The sequence below is a fragment of the Paenibacillus sp. PvR098 genome (assembly GCF_017833255.1).
In the GTDB taxonomy this organism is placed as follows: domain Bacteria; phylum Bacillota; class Bacilli; order Paenibacillales; family NBRC-103111; genus Paenibacillus_G.
In genome coordinates this window covers 985898-1007043 of sequence record NZ_JAFIBU010000001.1, presented here as the reverse complement: position 1 = coordinate 1007043, position 21146 = coordinate 985898, and the positions used below count along the sequence as shown (strand labels likewise).

Genomic DNA, 21146 nt, shown 5'->3' with positions numbered 1-21146 from the left:
GAGTGGATCAACAGCTTTATGGACTGCAAGTGAACTACGTAAGTGAACATGGACATTATATGGTTCTCACCTTTCCTCACGGACAGGAGGATGATTTGTCTTCCTTTCAGGTTAATATGCTTTCTGCAAATCGGATTCCAAGACTGCTTGAAATGCAGGTAGAGGCGAAGGATGGTCAGATGCGGCTTCACTACAAGATCACAGGCAAGAAAATGTTGGCCCATTGGCTCCGTATGGAGCGGTTGACGCTTCGTGAGTATTACAAGCTGCTGCTGCGGATCGTCGAGGTGATGGATGACAGCAAAATTTATATGCTTCAGCCGGGGCGATACGTGCTTGAAGAGGAATATATCTACTGCGGCAGCGGGATGCATGACATGTATTTTACTTATGTTCCCAAAGACAATTTGGAAGGAAAACATACGGTGTCCTCGGATTTTCAACGGCTGGCTTCCAAATGGATCCACCGGGTTACCGAACTTCATGGCAGAGGTTTTCAAGAGCTGATGCGCTATTTGCAGGAGGAAGCTTTCAACTTACCTGAGTTGAAGCAGCTGCTGCATAACCAGCTGAACCTACTCCAGGATTCCCCCGTGGTCTCAAATGGGGTTCCGAAGTCTTTGGAGCCTCCTGAAAAACCGTCTACAGCAGATCAGAAGTTCATGGAAGAACAGCAAGTTTGGCAAGAATCTGGCGTTAGGCATCATCGCGTTCAACCCTTTTCCCCGCTCTTGACAACAGAAGAGGAATCTGAAGTTCAAGGTCCAGCCGTGGACCATCGAAAAAAGCAGCTTTGGATCATCCTGCTGATCATGCTTGCTTGGAGTTTCATATGGAAGCTTTATGCGGATCATCCCCAAGATAGCATGCTCTTAGTCTCCACAGGTCTGACCTTGTTGATCGGGGCAATGGGTTTCGTCCTCCTACGAAACATTCGGAAAGCTGCAGAAGCTGACACCGAGGAGGACCCGCCCGTGGAAGATTGGGTTCCTTCCTATGATGCCAATAATGATGGCGGTTTTTTCGCCCGAATCGGGCTTGCGGAGTCCGGGGCACACCGTGAACCCGCAAGAGCTGACATCCCGGTGGCGGAACCGTTCTCTTCCCAGTCGCAGCCCTCTAACCTTGCTATGCGAACTACGTTATTGAGTCCTCCCGACGCAACCGTGTTTATTGGAAGGCTGGTACCGAAGACGAAGCGGGAAGAGCCTTTTTTGGAATTTTTGAAGGAAGGCAGTCGAGAGCAGGCGAGCATCTGTAAATCCGGCTTCGTCATAGGACGCGCTGCGGAAGAAGTGGATTTATTCCACGAGGAACCGGGAGTGTCCCGTCTTCACGCTGAAATCATGAAACAACCCGAGGGTTATGGAATTCGAGACCTGGGTTCGCGCAACGGTACGGCCTTGAATGGGGAGACATTGGTGCCTTATCAGGTGCAGCCTTTGAAAGAAGGTGATATAGTAAAGATCGTAAGGACCGAATTTAAGTTCATAATGGGGTCTTAGCGAGTGAAAAAGACGTTTGCCGTGCACTGGCGGTACGGAGCAGCCACGCACTCAGGGTGGTTTCGCACATTGAATGAAGACCGTTCCCTGCTCCGGATGGGTACGGGGCGGGACGGAAAGCCTTACGCCGCAGCAGTCATCGCCGATGGGATGGGGGGGACGGCGGACGGCGGTTGGGCAAGTGAGGTTGCCGTACAAAGGGTAAAAGCATGGCTCGAGGATCGCTTGCCCACGCTGCTTGCTGCGTCAGACCGTACAGAGGTGGTAGAGCAGGAAGCGGAGAAGCTTTTTCGTTCTATCCACCGGGAAATCCGTGATGCGGCGAACCAAAGAAACTGCGTGCTTGGCACGACGTTGACACTGCTCATTCTCGCAGAGCCTGTATACACCATTGTCCATGTGGGCGACTGCCGGGTGTATCGCTTGAAGTCGAATGGTCATTGCGACCGGTTGACCCGCGACCATTCATGGGCTGCCGATCAGGTGCGCAGCGGACGGATGTCCGAGAAACGCGCACGTACGCATCCGAGGCGTCACGTATTGCTGCAGTCGCTCGGCATGCGCAAAGATCCCGATATATACATACGTTCAGGCTTGTATTCGGCTCATACGTTGTTTCTCATCAGCAGCGACGGGTTTCACGATCTTTATTCCGATCAAGCTGTAGCTGCCATGATCCGCAAGCAGCTTCAGAGTAAAGCGGATGCACAAGAAATGTGCGATGATCTTCTCTCAAAGGCTTTAAATAAGAAAGCGGAAGACAACATCAGCCTAATGCTGCTGGAGCCATTAAGAACGATACCCGTTTCGATCACGAGACATGTAAACATCCGGGTTCAGCTTTGTATTCTTATTCTGAAAAGAATACGGAGGGCAATTCCTGTCTTACTCCGTAAAATCAAGTCAGGATTTATGTAGATTACGGTGAGCTTACAATGCTATAATGAATTCTTGATCATGTGATTTCTTTTCATAGACAGGGGTATTGAATCTTTCACGAGCTTGTTAACGTTTGAAGAATTAAGCTACAGCTGATAAGTTATTTAAAAAGGGAGCGAATGCGATGATTACGCATGTTGTTATGTTTAAGCTGAAAGACCGGAGCCCGGAGGCTGTGAAGGTGACTTATAACGTGCTCAAAAATATGGAGGGGAAAATTCCGTTGCTTCGCTACATTGAAGTCGGCACTGACGTGCTGAATCTGGATCGTTCCTACGACATTGCACTGATCACGAGGTTCGATTCGCTTGAGGACCTTGAGGCTTACGACAATCATCCGCTTCACCTCGAGGTAAAAGCACACATGAAGCAAGTGCTCGACGGAACCAGCATTTGCGTCGATTTCGAGAGCTGATTCCGATCTGAGCTGCATTCTACCAAAGCTGAGGCTTCATCATCATCAGCCAAAGCATCAGGAAAAGAACGAATAAATAGATGTACAACGCTCGGCTGAGCTTCCGAACTAAATACACACGGTTTTCCCCCTGCTCGCGCAGTTTGCGAATCGTTGGGGAGAAGGCGCGGGCCAGGAAGAACAACGAGGCGAACAGAATCGCGAACGTCGCCGCGATCCATGGGGTGGTCCAAGGCCAGTTGCCGAGCCACATGAGAAGCAGCCCGGATCCGACAAGGACATGCCCGGCATGCTTGGATAAGCGAACAGTGAACTGAAACGAATCCAAGTAAGAATCGGTCACCGCTTCCTCTGAGTTTTTCAGCTTCCGGAGCATAGGAATCAGCACGATGTAAGGTCCGATCGACACCATCGCGCTAATGGAATGGATAAATACCAGCCAAGGATACATGAAATAAGGCCTCCAGCATTAGGAAGTACAAAAAAAACAGTGTAGCAGGCGCCTGTTGACGGGCGGGCGCGGGGGTACCGTGTCCCTCTTTCCCGTCAAAAAAAGCGGCTACACTGTTTTTGCATATCAAACCGCGCGGAATTCGTGCACCCAAACTTTCATTTGGGGAAGCCAAGGCATTCCGGCATGCATAGACATAATGTAGTTTTTGTAAGCTTCCACATTCGGGTACCCTTCGGTTTGAACGGATTCGTCTGTTAACTCGCCTAAGGATTGCTGGTACACTTTCGTTACTTCGAATTTACGGCCCTTGAGCTCCATGACCTCACCGATATCGGCGTAGCGTCCGTTCCGGCGAGTCGCCGTTTTTTCACCGCTAAGTACCTTTTCTACATCGTCTTCCTTGGTAACGAGTCGGTCAATACTGCATGTTTTGGGTGGCAATGTTTCTGACATAGATAAAAGTCAACCTCCTTATTTTGGATCCAATCGTAGCTTACACGAAAAATAGAATAGAAGCAAATGAACGAAGGTGATAGCTTTGAGAGGGAAAGTTAATCAAGATTATATAATGCGGTTGTTGGGCATGCTGCTCGAAACGCCGAGTCCAAGCGGATATTGCAGTGAGATCATGAACAAGCTTGCGGAAGAAGCCGATAAACTTGGTTATGCTATGAGGTTTACACCCAAAGGCTGCGGCATCATTGAGGTGCAGGGTGGCCAGCCGCATCATGTCATAGGTCTGTCCGGTCACGTTGATACGCTTGGAGCCATGGTGCGTTCGATCAAAGGGAACGGCACTCTGCGCTTTACGCTGATCGGAGGCTATATGATGGGCTCCGTTGAGAACGAATACTGCCGGGTGCACACCCGGGACGGCAGAACGTATGACGGTACCATATTGACCCATAAGCCGTCGGTTCATGTTTATCCGGATGCCCGTGAGCTGAAACGGGAGGAAGCCGTTATGGAAGTACGTCTGGATGAAGCCGTCAGCAATGCGGATGAGGTAAGGGCACTCGGTATAGGTCCCGGCGATTTTATTTCTTTTGATCCAAGAACACAGTTTAAAACGAACGGTTACATTAAATCGAGGCATCTGGATGATAAAGCGGGAGTAGCGGCTCTGTTCGGGTTGCTCGAGCTGCTAAAGCGGGAGGCGGTCGTGCCGGCGCGCACGCTGAAGGTACTGATCAGCACTTACGAGGAAGTCGGGCACGGCGCGGCATGGATTCCAGAGGATATCGAAGAAATGATTGCCGTAGATATGGGGGCCATGGGCGATGATCTGATATGCACGGAATTCGACGTTTCGATTTGTGCGAAGGATTCATCTGGTCCGTACGACTATGCGATGACCACCAAGCTAATCGAGCTGGCGAAGGGGTATGGACTGAAGCACGCCGTGGACATTTATCCACAATACGGATCTGACGCTTCTGCAGCGCTTAGAGCCGGCAGCAATATCCGGGCGGCGCTAATAGGGCCGGGAGTACACGCTTCTCATGCGATGGAGAGGACACATATCGAAGCGATCGAACAGACCACAGCTCTGCTCGCCGCTTACGTGACGGAGCCCGCTGAGCCGTATTCTACCAAGAAGGAGCGAGGAAACTCGTGAACATATTGACGGTTGAACATTTATCCAAAAGCTATGGTGAAAAAGTACTCTTCGACGACATCACGTTTCAGATTAATAAGAAGGAGCGGATCGGTCTTGTAGGAGTGAACGGCACAGGGAAATCGACGCTGCTCCAGGTGATGGCCGGTCTTGAACCGTTGGAGCAAGGCAAGCTGATTCATGCCAACCATTTTCACGTAGAGTTTTTGCCTCAAAATCCCGAATTTGATCCGGACTCTACCGTACTGGAGCAAGTATTTTATGGCGACACTCCGCTCATGCAGGCGCTAAGGGAATATGAGTGGGCACTTACCGAGCTGCAGCTGGCGCCAGAGGACGAGAAGCGGCAGGCTAAGCTGTTTACTGCGCAGCAGCGAATGGACACGACAGGAGCATGGGAGGCGTCCACAACAGCGAAAATCGTGCTGACCAAACTCGGCATCCGCGACTTTGGACAGAAGGTGGGCACACTGTCCGGCGGACAGCGTAAGAGGGTGGCAATGGCACGGGTGCTCATCCAACCGGCCGATTTGCTTATTTTGGATGAGCCTACCAACCATATTGACCACGAAACCGTGGAGTGGCTGGAGGATTTCCTCAGCAAATGGAGGGGCGCTTTGCTGTTGGTTACGCATGACCGATATTTTCTGGACCGGGTAACCAATCGCATCTTCGAGCTGGACCATGGCAGGATTTACAGTTATGAAGGCAATTATGCTTCGTTCCTTGAGAAGAAGGCGGACCGGCTCGAGCGAGAGACTGCGGAAGAAGATAAGCGTCAGAACCTGCTGCGCCGCGAGCTGGCTTGGCTGCGCCGAGGGGCGAAGGCGAGAACGACGAAGCAGAAGGCGCGGGTGGATCGCGTTATCGAACTGCGTGACCGTAAAACGGACGGACCTGCCGCGAACATGGACATGTCGCTTGGTGCCAGCCGTCTCGGCAAAAAAATTATGGAGCTGGAGAACGTCTCCATATCGTTCGGCAACCGGACATTGGTCGAAGACTTCAGCTATATCGTACTTCCGGAAGACCGCATCGGCATTATCGGACCAAACGGTACCGGCAAATCTACATTTTTAAATATGCTGGCGGGTCATCTAGAGCCGGATCAGGGCACTATCGTCACAGGTACGACGGTGAAGCTGGCTTATTACACGCAGGAAAGCGTGGATATGGATGAGAAGCAGCGCGCCATTGACTACATTAAAGAGGCAGCAGAAGTCGTGCGCACGGCCAGCGGCGATACCATTACCGCAGCGCAAATGCTTGAGCGTTTCCTGTTTACCCCGTCTCAGCAATGGACGCCAATAGGTAAGCTGTCGGGCGGGGAAAAGCGTAGACTCTATTTACTCCGCACACTAATGGGCGAGCCGAACGTACTGCTGCTGGATGAGCCGACGAATGACTTGGATATCCAGACCCTCACGATTCTAGAAGAATATTTGGAGGATTTTCCGGGCGTTGTGATTATCGTATCTCATGACCGGTATTTTCTGGACCGGACGGCAGATCACTTGTTTGTGTTCGAAGGTGAGGGACGGGTCAACAGGTTTTATGGGAACTACACCGAATACATGGATTCTGTCCGTCTTACCAAAGATGCCGAAGCGGAGAGCAAGCGGGAATCCAAACCTTCTGAAGCATCCGATGCTTCAGCAAACGATAAGCGTGAAACGAACCGTCCCCGTAAGCTCTCTTATAAAGAGCAAAAGGAATGGGATGAAATCGAGGGAGATATCGCTGGCTTGGAGGAACGCCTGTCTCTTATTAAACGGGAGATCGAAAAGGCCGGCAGCGATTACGGCAAGGTGCAGGATCTGTACCGCGAGGAGCAGGAGCTCAGCGGCAAGCTGGAGTGGACGATGGACCGATGGGCGGAGCTGTCCGAGCTTGTAGAAAGCATTGCGCAGAACAAGTAAGTTGAAATGGGAAAAAATTTACACGTATTGGGAACCCAATACAATTTGTGCTATAATATAACTTTGGAAGCTATCGTCTGATTAGGGGATACTTCAGTCTATTGTGGAAAGTAGGGTTTTTATCACATGATTACTGTTACAAACGTCACCTTGAGATACGGGAAAAGAGCTTTATTCGAGGATGTCAACATCAAATTTACCCCTGGAAACTGCTATGGCCTGATCGGTGCTAACGGCGCCGGCAAATCGACCTTTTTGAAAATTTTGTCCGGCGAGATGGAGCCCAATACGGGCGATGTAAGCATTACTCCGGGCGAGCGGATGGCCGTGCTGAAGCAGAATCATTTTGAATATGAAGAAGTGGATGTGCTCAAAACCGTCGTTAAGGGCCATGCACGGTTGTTTCAAATTATGGAGGAAAAGGATGCGCTGTACGCTAAGCCTGATTTTTCCGAGGAAGACGGCATGCGCGCAGCCGAGCTGGAGGGCGAGTTTCAGGATTTGGACGGCTGGCAGGCGGAATCCGATGCGGCTGAGCTCTTGATCGGACTCGGCATTCAAAAAGATTTGCATGATCTGAAAATGAAAGAACTCGACGGAAATCAAAAGGTACGTGTATTGCTAGCTCAAGCCCTCTTCGGAAATCCGAACATTCTGCTGCTTGACGAGCCTACGAACCATTTGAATATTGAATCGATCAATTGGCTGGAGAACTTCTTGGCCAGATTCGAAGGCACTGTCATTGTTGTATCCCATGACCGTCACTTCTTGAATCAAGTGTGTACGCATATCGCGGACATCGATTTCAGCAAAATTCAGCTCTATGTCGGTAACTACGACTTCTGGTACGAATCAAGTCAGCTTGCCTTGAAACTTGTAAGGGAGCAGAACAAAAAGACGGATGAGAAGCGTAAAGAGCTGGAAGAGTTCATTCGGCGTTTTAGCGCGAACGCGTCCAAATCGAAGCAGGCGACCTCCCGTAAGAAGACGCTTGAGAAGCTGCAGCTGGAGGACATTAAACCGTCCACAAGGAAGTACCCATTCATCAAATTTACGCCGGAGCGTGAAGCGGGTAAGCAGCTGCTTACGGTCGATCGGATCAACAAGGCAATCGATGGACAGCTGGTGTTGAACAATATCAGCTTTACCGTGAACAAAGGCGACAAGATTGCCTTCGTTGGACCTAACGACATTGCCAAGTCCATGCTATTCCAAATTTTGATGAGCGAGATCGAAGCGGATTCGGGTGAATTCAGCTGGGGAATAACGACTTCCCAGGCCTATTTCCCGAAAGATAACTCAGCTTATTTTGATACGGACGTGAACTTGGTGGATTGGCTGCGTCCGTACTCCAAAGATCAGGACGAATCGTACCTCCGCGGATTCCTTGGCCGCATGCTGTTCTCAGGTGAAGAAGCACTGAAGAAATCAAGCGTGCTGTCCGGGGGGGAGAAAGTTCGCTGCATGCTTTCAAAAATGATGATGAGCGGCGGAAACGTGCTTATACTCGATGAGCCGACGAACCACTTGGATCTGGAATCCATTACGGCGCTCAACAACGGATTAATCGACTTTGACGGAACGATTTTATTCGTTTCTCATGACCATCAATTCGTGCAAACCGTGGCCAACCGGATTATCGAAATTACTCCAAATGGCTTGATCGACAAGAGCGTCACGTATGATGAGTTTTTGGAGAACGAAGAAATCAAGAAGCAGCGCGAAGTGCTGTACGCATAACAGAAACATGAAAAAGGATGAGCTGCCGCCGATCAAGCGGTGCTCATCCTTCTTTCCCATACGGCGCGCAAGACTAGCTCCCGCCGGTACGGCGCCTTTGGTTGTTTGGCTTTTTGTTGTTCTGGCTGCGCATGACTGCGTCGTTACCTGCACGCTGCTGACCGTTTCCTTTGCCATCGTGCAGCTCTTGTTTTTTCTGCGCGAGCTTGTTTTTAATGGCATCCGCCAGGCTGACCTTGCGCGGTTCGTTTGTGTTTGTTGAGTCCGTCATCTTTCACACCTGCCCTTGTCATATATAGATACATTCTAATTGATTTGTACTCATGGAAGCAACATGTAAAAAATAATGATGAAGGAAGGGGGCAGACTATGCTGCCAGAATGGACGGAGGATGAACTTCTGGAGCGTACAGCAAATGTCGCGGCGAAGAAAGATGTCCGTTTTGTTTACTTTTATACGCCGCTGTGTGGTACTTGTAAGGTAGGCATACGCATGCTCGAAGTGGTGGTGGCTATGCACCCGGATATCCCTGTCGGTCTGTGCAACATTAATTATGCTCAGGCGCTGGCCCAAGGCTGGCGAATCGAGAGCGTTCCCTGTCTCGTCAAGCTCGAAGGCGGAACCCCTTCAGCGCTTTTGTACCGTCTGGGAACAGTACAGGAGCTTCGCTTCTGGATGCTGGATGAAAGCAGTAAAACTACGGAGCAGTTGTAATGATTGTTAGTACCTATTATAAACCAAAGGAGTGGGTCCTTACTCATGGAACAATCCATTTATGAACCGGGGGCACGGGTTAGAGCCTCCTACAAAACAGGCGAATATATCGGCGAAGTGGTAGAGCTAACCTCGAACGTCAAAGCGGCGGTGAAAATATTGGCCGTCGTCAAGCATCCCACGCAGGGCGATTTACATACGAACATGGACCCGGACGTGGCATTTTTTCACCAACGGCGCGCCCTCTCGTACCAGGAAATTGCACTGATGCCGCTGAATACGGTTCGGCCCTACAGCGGCCCGATACCGGATTACAAGGAATCGCTGCATAGCGCTTTGGAACGTGAAGCGGAAGAATTGCGGCGCATGGTCCGTTGGGCCGAGCGCTGTCTCGGTGAACTGGAGCTTTTGAAGGGAGAATATCAATAGGACGGAAGTGATTCAGCCATGCTGTTTGTACTCATCGGACTATGGTCGATCGGTCTGCTCCTGATCGTAACCGACCCGAAGCGGCAGACGACCCGGTGGATCAGCAGCATCGCATTTATCGGAGGATCGGGCGGGATGGCTGCCGTTATCGGAGACCAGCTCACACCTTATTTATATGCCCGCGGCTGGCTGACGGAACCGCTGACTGGACTGCTCCCGCTCGTGGAAACGATATGTTCGCATATTTGTTACTACGGATTGCCTTATACTTTCCTGATGTTTGCCGTAGTGTACTATCCGGAATACGCTTTGTGGTCCAGAAGACGCTACATCCCTTGGGTGCTGCTTGTTCCGGTGCTATTCTCTTTTGCCTTCGAACCGAAGTTGAACGAACCTATTCCTTATAGTTATGTTACCTTGTGGGCAATGCCATATATTTTGACGGGCATTGGGCTGCTTATGGCGGCAACGCTCAAGGAACGGAATTCTTTTCTTCGGCGTAGCAGGCTGCTGACGACGGCTGCTGCGGCTCCTACATTATTTTTTGCGCTCTTCACGCTTTATTTGCTGCCTCATTATTTCGAAACCTATGAGTGGTGGCGTTATAACGCTTGGGTCATTGCGTTTACCTTGGCGGTTATCATCGGCTCCAGTTTCCGTTACGGGTTCATGGGGCTTCAGATCTCGATCCAAAACCAAAAGCTTGATTATACGCTCCGTGCCATCACATCAGGTACCTCCATTCTGAACCATGCGATTAAAAACGATGTTGGCAAAATCCGTTTATTCGGCGATAAAATCAAATTAGAGATCGCGTCAGGAAAGGCGGATTCTTCGCAAGTTATACAGGATGTCGAAGTCATCTTACAAGCCTCACAGCATATTTATGACATGATTTACCGTATCCAAGGACAGACCCAAGAGGCGGAGCTCGCATTCGAGGAGGTTCGTCCTGCGGAGCTCATGCGACAGTGCCTGCACATGCTCTCTCCGGAGCTGGCGCGTATTGAAGTCAGCGAAGAATATTCGTACGGTGGTACGATGTCTGGAGACCGGGCACTGCTTACTGAGGTTTGGACAAACGTGCTGACGAATGCGATTGAGGCGATGCCCGGCGGGGGCAGATTAACGGTCAGACTAACGGAAACGAAACGCAAAATCGTAGTGGAAATTAAGGATTCGGGACCGGGGATGGAAAAGCATCAGTTGAAACGGGTATTTGATCCGTTCTACTCCACCAAGTCAGGTAAAAATATGAACTTCGGTCTGGGTTTGTCTTACTGTTATAATATAGTTCAGAAGCATAAAGGAACGATGAGCATTCACAGCAAACCGGGCCAAGGAACCAGTGTGTTCATGCAGTTCCCGAAAAGGAAAACGCATGCTGCGGAGAGGGAGTTGGTTTGAATGGAGCAGGGTATGATTCGTGTCGTTATCGTTGAGGACGATCCGGACTGGCTGCGTGGGCTGCAAAGCTACCTGCAGAAGGAACCGGATATCGAATTGGTCGGTAACGCTTCCTCCGGAGAAGCTGCGGTCGAGTTATTGGAAAAGACAGAAGCGGACGTCGTGCTTATGGACGTTATGATGTCCGACAGTCCGGAAGGGCTATGGACTGCTGCGGAAATTGTCAAATGCAGCGGTGCGCGGGTGATTATGCTTTCTTCTATGGAAGATAAGGAAATGATATTCGAGGCGTTCAAGGCAGGCGCCGTGGATTACATGGTCAAATCGAATTTCACTGAAATCCCGCAGGCGATCCGCAGCGCATATGTAAACCGGAGCGCCATTCATCCGAGTGTAGCCGCGCAAATGCGGGAGGAATTCCGGCGCCTCAAGCAGCTTGAGCGTGAGGTAAGGGTTAACCAGCTGAGAAACCTGCTGACGCCTACTGAGATCCAGGTCCTCGACTTAATCGAGAAGGGGAATACCCAGACGCAAATCGCCGAGAAATTTGTCATCTCGATACGTACGGTCAAGGTTCATGTAGGCAATATTCTGAAGAAGCTCGGGGGCAAGAGCAGCAAAGAAGCGGCGCAAAAGGCAAAGGATATGGGCATTTTGTAAGCATTGTTCAAGTAAACGGCGGACGAGGGTGAAATATCCCGAAGGAAGCCGTTTTTTCGGTTACCCTTTTCCGCCCCGCTTATGATATAGTAGGAACAGTTTGGAAGCAAGAACATGGCTAATGGAGGGCTTGTAAGGATGAGTGCAAACGACAAAATTCAAATCGGCGTCATTGGCGTCGGGGGGATTGGCAACGTACATCTTCAGGAGTTCGGTAAAGTTTCTGAGGCGCAGGTTGTCGCGGTAACTGATGTTTACCAGCCCATGGCGATTGAGCGGGCAAAGCAATACAACATTCCAAAAATCTATACTACATATCATGAATTGCTTCAAGACTCGAACATCGATGCGGTGATCGTGGCCGTGCCGAACGATTCGCATGCTTCGATTGCTATCGATGCCTTGCAAGCAGGCAAACACGTGCTGCTTGAGAAGCCGATGGCAATCAATGCGGCTTCCGCAAAAGAAATTATAAAGGCGTATCTGAAGTCTGGCAAAATCTTGATGATGTCGCATCAAATGCGCTGGGAGTCCTTGAACCTGCAAGTAAAGGAACAAATCGATAAAGGCGCGCTCGGACATATCTACAACGCCAAAGCCGGTTGGATGCGCCGTAAAGGAATTCCGGGTTGGGGCACTTGGTTTACCCAAATGAATAGATCAGGCGGAGGTCCGTTGATCGATCTCGGTGTGCATATGCTCGATTTATCGCTGCATTTGATGGGCAGCCCAAAGCCCGTCTCCGTATTCGGCACAACTTATTCGGAATTCGGGCCTAAGAAGAAGGGGATCGGCACTTGGGGCAAGCCGGATTGGAACGGCTTCTATGATGTGGAGGATTTGGCTACGGCGTTGATTAAACTGGATAACGGCAGTACGCTGACGCTGGACGTAAGCTGGGCCGCGAACACTACCTTCCAAGAAAACGGACCATACATATACTTGATGGGCTCGGAAGGCGGGGCCTCCTTGCGCGGCGGGAAAGGATCTCTGCATACGGAGTTGTTCGACCGTACCGCCGACGTGGAGCTGACTACTCCGCAGGATGACGAAGGCTCTAGAGTGCGGATGAGCCGTCATTTTGTAGAATCTGTTCGTAACAACCGGGAGCCGATCACTTCGGCTATATCGGGGTTAGCGAATAGTTTGGTGCTCGAAGCGATCTATGAATCATCCCGTACGGGCAACGTCGTTACACTGGATTGGAATTTGGATTAAGTCCTATGGATGAGCTGCTGGAGCTGAATTTACAAATTTTTAGCATCATCGGTACGATCGCGTTCGCGATTTCAGGCGCGGTTGTTGCCATGGAAGAAGAATACGATATTCTCGGCGTGTTCGTTCTCGCCTTCGTGACCGCATTCGGGGGCGGGGTCGTCCGCAATGTGCTGATCGGAATTCCGGTCACCACATTGTGGAACCAAGGTTTCTTTTTGAAAATAGCGTTATTTGCCGCCTTTCTTGTTTTTATTGTACCCGTGAGCTGGATTCGCCGTTGGAAAACATGGGAGTCGTTGTTCGATGCCATCGGATTATCCGCATTTTCCATTCAAGGCGCCTTGTACGCAACGCAAATGAATGTTCCTCTCAGCGCCGTTATTGTGGCCGCTATGTTGACTGGAATTGGAGGAGGTATCATTCGCGATGTGCTTGCAGGAAGGAAGCCGCTGGTGCTGAGAGATGAAATCTATGCCGTTTGGGGCATGCTAGCCGGTCTTCTGATCGGGCTTGGCTGGTTTCAGGGCTCTTGGTCGCTGCTGTTTCTATTCGTGATCGTCGTCACGTTACGTATGCTTTCGGTGACATTCAAGTGGCGGCTGCCCCGGCGCACGCTAACACTCCAAGCGGAGCGTTATGGAGAAAAGAAATAAATATGGAAGGAGCCTGATCATATGACATTGGCCGGATCTTGGACGGAGTGGAAACGTATTCCTTCCGAAATGCTTGGAGAACGGTTGGAAACCGTCCGTGCCTTAAAAGAACTCGAGCATGAAATGTATGAAATCTCTAAAGATAAAGAAACTGGCGAACATTATCTTCATTATGCTTATATGCACCGGAATTTCAAAGCGGTAGGCCCGGAGTCGGGTCAGGAGGAAGTGTACCATCAGTTGATGCCCCTCAACAGCGACGAAGTGCTCGGTCTGCTCTTTGGAGAGGAACCGTACGATTATCCCGAGCATTGGGGAAAAGCTTTTTTGCGGAACGGACCAGAGGGTGATTATGTGTGGTTCGACCCATCTTATGCGGCGGAAGTAGCTGAGCACGAGGCCTTGGGGCTCGAAATCGCGGAACAGCTAGCAAAATTCAAACAAGCCGGGGATCTGTCGGAGGAAAGAGTGCGTGAGCTTTTGGACAAGCTGAATAAAGAGGACGGAGAAAATAAGGAATAATGCGCATATTTTCCTGACAGTGATTCATCCTAAACGTGAGTCGATCAAGGTAAGCAACAGGAGGGACGATCGAAGGATGAATAGAAGAAGAAACTGGAAACGAATATTATTCCTTTTTTCCGCGGCAGTCTGCTTACTGCTTCTCGGTGCATGCGCAGGTAACAAGCCAGAGGCCAGCCGACCCGGAGGCGGCATGGAGGATTACCGTCAGCAGGCGCTCTTCGACCGGGATTCGCGCAACAACGAGGACCCGTCCCTCGGCGTGAAAGAGCGCTGGGTAAATGAGCAGCAGAACCGCAAGGGAACAGAGTACAGCGGACGTAAGCAGCTGGACATGACTAACCCGCATTTGGCGAATACAGCGGGTTTTGATCCGCAAATAGCTGAAAAGGTGAAGCAGCTTCCTGGAATTCAAGAAGCCCAGGTGCTGCTTACCGAAGTGAACGGTTATGTGGCAGTCGTGATGGAAGGCCACAATCCGGATACTGAAGCTTCACCCGATATGATGAAATTTCGGGTTGCGCCTACTGGCGGTGTAGGCATATTTGCTTCCGAACAAGGTCCGAATCAGTACTCTTGGACGGAGAGCGGTGGCTTATCGACAAGCCTGGCGGATGAAATCCGCAAGCTGGTGCTGCAGCATGCGCCGACAAATATTGAGCAGGTGTACGTGTCGGCCAATCCGAATTTTGTGCAGCGAGTAAGACTTTACGCCAAAGAGGAACAAGAACGAGGCACCTTTACGGACTACATGAACGAGTTTAACACCATGATTCAATACGTATTTCCAGATGATACGAATACTAGGAAATGAGAAAAACTCCTGCAACGGCGGTAAAGCTTGGTTGCAGGAGTTTTTTATTTAGGTTCAAATTTATAACCGACGCCCCAAACGGTTTTGATATATTTTGGCTTCTTGGGATCGGTCTCCAGTTTTTTTCTCAAGTTGGTGACATGCACGTCTACGGAACGTTCGGTAACGAAGGAGTCGATGCCGCGAATGTTATTCAAGAGCTCTTCGCGGGAAAACACTTTACCAGGATGCAGCCAAAAATGTTTCATAATCTCGAACTCGGAATACGTTGTTTCTACAGGAATACCCATCAGGTAAATGCTGCGCTTTTCCAGGTCGAGAAGCATATCCTGAGTATCGGAAGACTGAGAATCGGATACTGTGGTTTGAACGGTTTTATTGATGGATGAGCGTCTTAACAGAGCTGTTGTCCGTGCAGCCAGTTCGCGCATACTGAAAGGCTTGCACAAATAATCGTCCGCGCCAATCATGAGGGCATTAACGCGTTCGGTTACTTCACTTTTGGCGGAGACAATCATAATCGGTACGCTGGAAAAGGACCGGAAATGCTTGCAGAGCTCGATGCCGTTCATATCGGGCAGCATCAAATCAAGAATCACAACATCGGGTGAATGTTCCAAGAACATTTGTTTGGCCTGGAATCCATCCGCTGAACGGAAAACGGCGTGATCTTCTTCCCCCATATAAATGGATATCATATCAGCAATCGTTTGATCATCTTCGACCAGCAATATTTTAGGCATGAATGCCACCTCAATTAATTTATTAAGACATTGTTAGAAAAATTAACAAATATTCCATAATTGATTAAAACTTTTTTAACCATTGTCCCTTATAATAATAATGCAAAGTACCGCGTGCAACCTGTTTCTACCGTACTAAGCAGGGGTAATGATAGGTAGCATTTAATGGAAATTATACATATAATAACCTTTGTCAACTGCAAACAGGAGGTGTGCAGGATACTGATGAACGCGATAATTGAACGTCGAATTCGTTGCTGCATTGATGATTTGAACGCACTGGTCACGGGGCAGGGTTGTTCATTGACTGATCCTCGCGTTGTTCAAAAAAGTATGGAGCTCGATGAGCTCATACTGCTGACAATGAGGAAATCTTCCGGACGGTCAGCCTAGAACGAACGGCTTGCTTAATTTGAGATAAATTTTCCTTCAGGCACATAAAATTCCTGTCATAGGGAATAACAAGTAGAGTATCGTACTCTGTATAGAGATCGATTACTCTTTCTTGGAAGGATTGTGCCATATAATGAACAGCTATAAAGTTCGGTCCTGCTGCAGCACTTCGGGCTGCGATTATGTTTATCATAGAGATATTATTCAGACGATCAACCATGAATCGTCTTTTTCATTTTCTATGTTTATGAATGGTTTGAATGAACTTGATGTAAAAATGAAATGTCCGCAGTGCGGACAGCGCATGTTCTTCTATCCGGTAAGTTCAATAGCAGAGCCTGTCCACTGCGATTAACTCAGCCTTAAATTAAGGTTCAGAAACGCGGGTTAGGTGACCCACGTTTCCCCCCATTTTTGTACGGCGTCCATAACCTGCTCCAATGCTTTTCCCTTGTCCGTCAGCTGGTACTCGATCCTCACTGGTGTCTCCGGGTACACATGCCGACTGATCAGGCCCGCGGCCTCCAGCTCTTTAAACCGTTCTGCAAGCATCCGGTCGCTCATACCTGGGATCATCTCGGATATATCCTTGAACCGGCAAGGACCTTCGAGCAGTGCGCGGATAATAAGTCCGCTCCAGCGCTTGCCGAGAATCTCAAAAGCGGCTTCAAATTTAGGACAAAGCTGCTGCTTGGAATATAAAGGTTGAGATTGATTTGTCATGCTCTTCACCTCTTCTTCATTCTATTTTAACATAATTAACTTGACAATTGTAAGTCGATTAAAATATAATTCAACTCTTATTTTTCTAAAAATTTCTTGAAAAATCCTTCCAAGTACAGTATAACAGCGTTAGGCGAAAAAATGATTAGATTTTGGGGGGAACTTTTACATGTATGGTGCACCACTATCTGAACAAGCGAAAAAAATAATGCTGCTCGGTTCGGGCGAGCTCGGTAAAGAGGTTGTAATTGAAGCGCAGCGGCTCGGTGTGGAGACGATTGCCGTAGATCGATATGCGGGCGCTCCAGCCATGCAGGTTGCGCATCGGTCTCATGTTATTAATATGCTGGACGGAGATGAGCTTCGCCGGTTGATTGAACAGGAGAAGCCGGACTTGATCGTTCCGGAAATCGAGGCTATCGCGACCCCGACGCTTGTGGATTTGGAACGGGAAGGGTACCGGGTCGTGCCGACGGCAACGGCGGCCAGGCTCACGATGGACCGCGAAGGTATCCGCAGACTTGCAGCGGAGCAGCTTGGCCTGCCTACGGCGAAATTTGCCTTTGCCGACAGCTTGGACGAGCTTCGCGCTGCAGTGGCTCAAATCGGAACTCCTTGCGTGATTAAACCGATCATGAGCTCATCTGGGAAAGGCCAGAGTGTATGCCGTACTCCTGAAGACGTAGAATCATCCTGGAATGCGGCCATGGAAGGGGGCCGTGCCAAAAAAACCCGTGTTATCGTAGAGGAATTCATCCATTTTGATTCGGAGATCACGTTGCTCACTGTCCGCTCCGTATCCGGTACGACCTACTGTGCGCCAATTGGGCATATTCAAAAGGACGGCGATTATATCGAATCCTGGCAACCGCATGCAATGAGCATGGCGCAGATTCAAGAAGCGGAGCATATCGCTAAGGCGATTACCGATGCTTTGGGTGGAGCCGGTATTTATGGCGTAGAGCTGTTCCTGGCAACGGATCGTGTCTATTTTAGTGAGGTGAGCCCGCGTCCTCATGATACGGGTATGGTTACCATGGTAACACAGGATCTGTCTGAGTTTGCGCTGCATGTACGAGCGATTCTCGGGTTTCCGATCCCGACGATTCGTCTGCTGACGCCTGGGGCATCCTACACCTTGAAGGCCGACAGGGAAGCTAACACATTCCGGATCGGAGGTCTTGAGGAAGCACTTGCGGTCCCGAACTCGCAAGTACGCGTATTCGGGAAGCCTGAGACGAAGCAAGGCCGCCGCATGGCCGTGGCGCTCAGCTCGGCAGACACTGTAGAACAAGCGCGGAAGCAGGCAAAGGAATCGGCAACTAGCCTTCGTATTGAATATTAATGTTGTGTTGTACGATGCGCGAAGAGTCCCGGTTGCTTGACGCAGACGGTTAAAAAACGATATTATTCATATTGCAAACGGATTGCGCTTTAATACATAAAGGAAAGAGGTGCTGAAGATGGCATATAATCCTCAAGTCGTCGATGCCAAAATCGTCAGTCACAATTCGAAGAACGGGTTGTTTGAAGTCGTAGCACAGCTCAAGGACCGGACGGTTTGCCGTCTTATCTATGAGCAAGACGCATCCGGGGGCGCGAAGGCTACTCATATCAACCGGCTGCTTAAAGAGCCATGCCCAATTTGCCGTAAAGATTTTCTGTGCAACTGCATGACGCGCTTTAAAGAGGACATTTCCTCGCAAGCTCTGAATTTGACAGGTACGCCATAAGCTCTTCCTGCCGTCCGCAGACCGTTTGCGGCAGTATCCGCATAACTTATAACCGGACTACATAACCCATGAGCGTGAACGCTCATGGGTTTTTGTGTACCGTCCTCATATTCAGGAAAAATTTATATATTGGTTCAAAGGACCGAAGCGGTGCTTTTTCTTTTGAGGATAACTATGGTAAAATAATGGGATAAACAAATCATGAAGGGCGGGGTTCGATGCGTATCGGCGTCGTTTCCGACACACACATGTTCGGGAGGTCCAAATCACTGCCGAAGGCCTTGGTGGAAGGTTTGCAGGGAGTGGATATGATCCTACATGCAGGCGACTGGATCGATGAAGAGGTCGTGGACCTATTCGCCGAATGGGCTCCGGTAGACGGCGTTGCCGGCAATAATGACGGCCTCGCGATCGTTCGCCGGTTCGGCCGCCGTAAAGTGCTGGAACTTGCGGGGTACCGTATCGGCCTGATTCACGGAGATGGAGGGCGTTCTACCCCGAATACAGCTTTCCAAGCCTTTTGCAATGTGGTTGGAGAGGGTACCGTTGACGTGGTCGTATTCGGACATTCTCATACACCCTATTTGGAACGACAAGGCGGGATGCTGCTATTCAATCCCGGCTCGCCAACCGATAAGCGACGACAACCCCGTTATTCGTTCGGTATTCTCCGTCTTGGTACTGAATTGGAAGCCGAACATCATTATTATGATCATAAATAAAGCAACGAAAGGAAGCGGAACATGGCACAGTGGAAAGAAATTTCGACGAACGAGGAATGGAATCATATTTTTGAGGGATCGACTTCGAAACCGGTTGTTGTACTAAAGCACAGCACGGCTTGTCCGGTCAGCTCCAACGCTTTGGACGAATATGAAAGCTATCTGGGGACAGCACCTAATCAAGATGTCGATTACATCCTTGTCAAAGTGATCGAATCTCGACCGGTATCCAATCAGATAGCCGAGGATACGGGCGTGAAGCATGCGTCACCGCAAATCTTGTATATCAAAAACAAAGAAACGATATGGAACACCTCGCATTGGTCCATCACCAAGCAGCATATGAATGCCGTTCTGAATTAATGCTGCACCGAGACCAGCAAAGGGGAGAGACCGAATGAGTGTGAAGCCGTTCTCGTTATTTTCAGGTGCATTGTACGCAAGAAAAGTATGTCATGTGTATCTGCCTTCAAGCTACGAGCAATCGGATGAAACACGCTATCCTGTCATTTATTTACTGCATGGATTGTATGGCGACGAAACAAGCTGGATCGTGAAAGGAAATGCGGAAACTACGCTTGACGATATGATCTCCTCCGGAGCGCTTCGAGAGAGCATCGTCGTAATGATCAGCGACGGAGGTTACGGGCATGGAACGTTCTATGTCAACTGGTATGATGGAAGCGGACAGTTCGAGGATTATATTCTGTACGACGTGATTCCTGCCGTCGACCGGGAATTTCGCACGATAGCTGACCGTTCTCAAAGAGCCGTGTGCGGCTTATCGATGGGCGGTTATGGCGCTTTCGTTCTTGCGCTCCGCAATCCGGACGTATTCGGTGCAGCAGCCAGTATCTCCGGCGCATTAATGTCTGCGAATTTAATGACTGAGCCAATGCTGCGTTCAGAGGTTGTCCGTATGATCGGTCCGGTGCATGGCCCATACGTCAAAGAGCTCGACCTGCATGTACTTGCATCGCGTCGTGTCCGAGAGGAAAACCGGCCGGCGCTGCATTTTAACTGCGGCTTTTCCGATTATTTATATCCGCTGAACTCCGCATATAAAGCGCTGCTGGATCAACTTGGATATCCTCATGAATACATGGAATTTGAAGGTGACCACGACTGGGGATATTTCGGGGGGCATTTGCCTGAAGCACTGAGCTTCATTGAACGAAGTTTCCCTTCGGACAAAGTTTGATTCCCGAAAGATAGCCCGCTGCCTCGGCACTCTGAATAGAGTTGAGGCAAGCGGGCTTTATGTATTAGAGCGACGGGTGCATATGGTCCATCTCCGACATCATGCGTATTGAGCCCCAATTGCTACAAGCTCCGTGTTTCAAGATGGTTAAATCCGGTGATCATGTTCTTTTGGAAGGAAGGGCATCGGACAAGCGATGCATATACTCCAGCAACTGCTGTCTTTCGGCATCGCTGAATTGCTTGAATGGTTCGGACAACGTTTCGGCCCATAACGCTTCGGTTTGACGAATGACACGCTCACCTTGCTCCGTCAGTTTCACCCACCTCACGCGAGCATCCGGGTCGCTGCTTTCCCGGTAAGCGAATCCTGCCTTTTCGAGACGATCGACCATTTGGGACATCGTACTGGAGCGAACGTCCAGGTGCTCGGCAAGCTGCCCGATAGTGGAGGCTCCGTTTCGATACAGATTACGCATGAGCAGCCATTGTACCCGGGTTAACGACGCTGCCTGTTGATCGAACATTTGGGAACGCAAATGTCGATTAATGGTTTGTAAATACATAATAAAATGTTCGAGAGCTTCTTTGGATTCCATCTTTTCACCTCATATGTATTATATGG

The 21146-nt window shown here is 49.8% G+C and carries 26 protein-coding genes; 20 read left to right on the top strand and 6 right to left on the bottom strand.

The features are described from left to right. Positions 1–2 precede the first annotated feature (2 nt). From JOE45_RS04990 to JOE45_RS04980, 3 genes are all read left to right on the top strand, one after another. On the top strand, positions 3–1505 hold the full coding sequence (locus JOE45_RS04990; RefSeq protein ID WP_210021236.1) for a DUF6382 domain-containing protein: 1503 nt from the start codon (positions 3–5) through the stop codon (positions 1503–1505). Between the two features lie 3 nt (positions 1506–1508). Further along, a complete protein-coding gene (locus JOE45_RS04985; RefSeq protein ID WP_210021237.1) occupies positions 1509–2423 on the top strand; it encodes a PP2C family protein-serine/threonine phosphatase in 915 nt (304 codons plus the stop codon). 145 nt (positions 2424–2568) lie between these two features. Beyond that, a complete protein-coding gene (locus JOE45_RS04980; RefSeq protein ID WP_210021238.1) occupies positions 2569–2859 on the top strand; it encodes a Dabb family protein in 291 nt (96 codons plus the stop codon). Positions 2860–2878: 19 nt separating this feature from the next. On the opposite strand, the gene JOE45_RS04975 is transcribed toward JOE45_RS04980, so the two are convergent. Together JOE45_RS04975 and JOE45_RS04970 are read right to left on the bottom strand one after the other, a co-directional pair. Continuing rightward, the gene (locus JOE45_RS04975; protein WP_210021239.1) at positions 2879–3310 is read right to left on the bottom strand and encodes a DUF2269 family protein; all 432 of its coding nucleotides are present in this window, start codon (positions 3308–3310) and stop codon (positions 2879–2881) included. A 126-nt stretch (positions 3311–3436) separates the two neighbouring features. Then, complete coding sequence (locus tag JOE45_RS04970; protein WP_210021240.1) at positions 3437–3766, bottom strand: ASCH domain-containing protein; 330 nt, start codon at positions 3764–3766, stop codon at positions 3437–3439. Between the two features lie 115 nt (positions 3767–3881). On the opposite strand from JOE45_RS04970, the gene JOE45_RS04965 reads away from it, so the two are divergent. The 3 genes from JOE45_RS04965 (at position 3882) to JOE45_RS04955 (ending at position 8590) form a co-directional block, all read left to right on the top strand. Beyond that, complete coding sequence (locus JOE45_RS04965; RefSeq protein ID WP_461479525.1) at positions 3882–4931, top strand: M42 family metallopeptidase; 1050 nt, start codon at positions 3882–3884, stop codon at positions 4929–4931. Then, positions 4928–6850 (top strand): ABC-F family ATP-binding cassette domain-containing protein, encoded by a 1923-nt coding sequence (locus tag JOE45_RS04960; protein WP_210021242.1) that lies wholly within the window; start codon positions 4928–4930, stop codon positions 6848–6850. The genes JOE45_RS04965 and JOE45_RS04960 overlap by 4 nt, the downstream gene beginning before the upstream one ends. 126 nt (positions 6851–6976) lie before the next feature. Then, the gene (locus tag JOE45_RS04955; RefSeq protein ID WP_210021243.1) at positions 6977–8590 is read left to right on the top strand and encodes an ABC-F family ATP-binding cassette domain-containing protein; all 1614 of its coding nucleotides are present in this window, start codon (positions 6977–6979) and stop codon (positions 8588–8590) included. 73 nt (positions 8591–8663) lie between these two features. Here JOE45_RS04955 and JOE45_RS04950 read toward each other — a convergent pair whose 3' ends face one another. Next, positions 8664–8861 (bottom strand): hypothetical protein, encoded by a 198-nt coding sequence (locus tag JOE45_RS04950; protein ID WP_210021244.1) that lies wholly within the window; start codon positions 8859–8861, stop codon positions 8664–8666. A gap of 98 nt (positions 8862–8959) precedes the next feature. On the opposite strand from JOE45_RS04950, the gene JOE45_RS04945 reads away from it, so the two are divergent. The 8 genes from JOE45_RS04945 to JOE45_RS04910 all read left to right on the top strand — a co-directional run bounded on the left by JOE45_RS04945 (position 8960) and on the right by JOE45_RS04910 (position 15007). Further along, positions 8960–9304, top strand: a complete 345-nt coding sequence (locus tag JOE45_RS04945) for a thioredoxin family protein (RefSeq protein WP_210021245.1) — start codon at positions 8960–8962, stop codon at positions 9302–9304. A gap of 45 nt (positions 9305–9349) precedes the next feature. Then, positions 9350–9733, top strand: a complete 384-nt coding sequence (kapB, locus tag JOE45_RS04940) for a kinase-associated lipoprotein KapB (protein WP_210021246.1) — start codon at positions 9350–9352, stop codon at positions 9731–9733. 18 nt (positions 9734–9751) lie between these two features. After that, on the top strand, positions 9752–11140 hold the full coding sequence (locus tag JOE45_RS04935; RefSeq protein WP_210021247.1) for a sensor histidine kinase: 1389 nt from the start codon (positions 9752–9754) through the stop codon (positions 11138–11140). After that, positions 11141–11800: a response regulator gene (locus JOE45_RS04930; RefSeq protein ID WP_210021248.1), complete on the top strand. Its 660-nt coding sequence runs from the start codon at positions 11141–11143 to the stop codon at positions 11798–11800. A gap of 138 nt (positions 11801–11938) precedes the next feature. Further along, positions 11939–13018, top strand: coding sequence for a Gfo/Idh/MocA family protein (locus tag JOE45_RS04925; RefSeq protein ID WP_210021249.1), 1080 nt, complete (start codon positions 11939–11941; stop codon positions 13016–13018). 5 nt (positions 13019–13023) lie between these two features. After that, positions 13024–13671, top strand: coding sequence for a trimeric intracellular cation channel family protein (locus JOE45_RS04920; protein ID WP_210021250.1), 648 nt, complete (start codon positions 13024–13026; stop codon positions 13669–13671). Between the two features lie 21 nt (positions 13672–13692). Further along, positions 13693–14193 (top strand): hypothetical protein, encoded by a 501-nt coding sequence (locus JOE45_RS04915; RefSeq protein WP_210021251.1) that lies wholly within the window; start codon positions 13693–13695, stop codon positions 14191–14193. Between the two features lie 76 nt (positions 14194–14269). After that, a complete protein-coding gene (locus tag JOE45_RS04910; protein ID WP_210021252.1) occupies positions 14270–15007 on the top strand; it encodes a YhcN/YlaJ family sporulation lipoprotein in 738 nt (245 codons plus the stop codon). Positions 15008–15051: 44 nt separating this feature from the next. On the opposite strand, the gene JOE45_RS04905 is transcribed toward JOE45_RS04910, so the two are convergent. Then, positions 15052–15750: a response regulator transcription factor gene (locus JOE45_RS04905; RefSeq protein ID WP_210021253.1), complete on the bottom strand. Its 699-nt coding sequence runs from the start codon at positions 15748–15750 to the stop codon at positions 15052–15054. A 165-nt stretch (positions 15751–15915) separates the two neighbouring features. Between JOE45_RS04905 and JOE45_RS04900 the strand changes: the two genes are divergently transcribed. Then, a complete protein-coding gene (locus JOE45_RS04900) occupies positions 15916–16143 on the top strand; it encodes a Spo0E family sporulation regulatory protein-aspartic acid phosphatase (RefSeq protein WP_348632481.1) in 228 nt (75 codons plus the stop codon). Between the two features lie 387 nt (positions 16144–16530). On the opposite strand, the gene JOE45_RS04895 is transcribed toward JOE45_RS04900, so the two are convergent. Continuing rightward, a complete protein-coding gene (locus JOE45_RS04895; protein ID WP_210021255.1) occupies positions 16531–16866 on the bottom strand; it encodes a winged helix-turn-helix transcriptional regulator in 336 nt (111 codons plus the stop codon). 169 nt (positions 16867–17035) lie between these two features. Here JOE45_RS04895 and purT point away from each other — a divergent pair, with 169 nt between their 5' ends. The 5 genes from purT to JOE45_RS04870 all read left to right on the top strand — a co-directional run bounded on the left by purT (position 17036) and on the right by JOE45_RS04870 (position 20522). Beyond that, positions 17036–18211, top strand: a complete 1176-nt coding sequence (gene purT, locus JOE45_RS04890) for a formate-dependent phosphoribosylglycinamide formyltransferase (protein WP_210021256.1) — start codon at positions 17036–17038, stop codon at positions 18209–18211. A gap of 118 nt (positions 18212–18329) precedes the next feature. Beyond that, positions 18330–18599, top strand: a complete 270-nt coding sequence (locus tag JOE45_RS04885) for a hypothetical protein (protein WP_210021257.1) — start codon at positions 18330–18332, stop codon at positions 18597–18599. A 218-nt stretch (positions 18600–18817) separates the two neighbouring features. Further along, positions 18818–19321, top strand: coding sequence for a metallophosphoesterase (locus JOE45_RS04880; RefSeq protein ID WP_210021258.1), 504 nt, complete (start codon positions 18818–18820; stop codon positions 19319–19321). Positions 19322–19342: 21 nt separating this feature from the next. Further along, positions 19343–19684: a bacillithiol system redox-active protein YtxJ gene (ytxJ, locus tag JOE45_RS04875; RefSeq protein WP_210021259.1), complete on the top strand. Its 342-nt coding sequence runs from the start codon at positions 19343–19345 to the stop codon at positions 19682–19684. 34 nt (positions 19685–19718) lie between these two features. Further along, entirely contained in the window at positions 19719–20522 is an 804-nt protein-coding gene (locus tag JOE45_RS04870) for an alpha/beta hydrolase (RefSeq protein ID WP_210021260.1), read from the top strand. Positions 20523–20682: 160 nt separating this feature from the next. Here the strand turns inward: JOE45_RS04870 and JOE45_RS04865 are convergent, their stop codons facing one another. Then, complete coding sequence (locus JOE45_RS04865; RefSeq protein WP_210021261.1) at positions 20683–21120, bottom strand: MarR family winged helix-turn-helix transcriptional regulator; 438 nt, start codon at positions 21118–21120, stop codon at positions 20683–20685. Positions 21121–21146 lie beyond the last annotated feature (26 nt).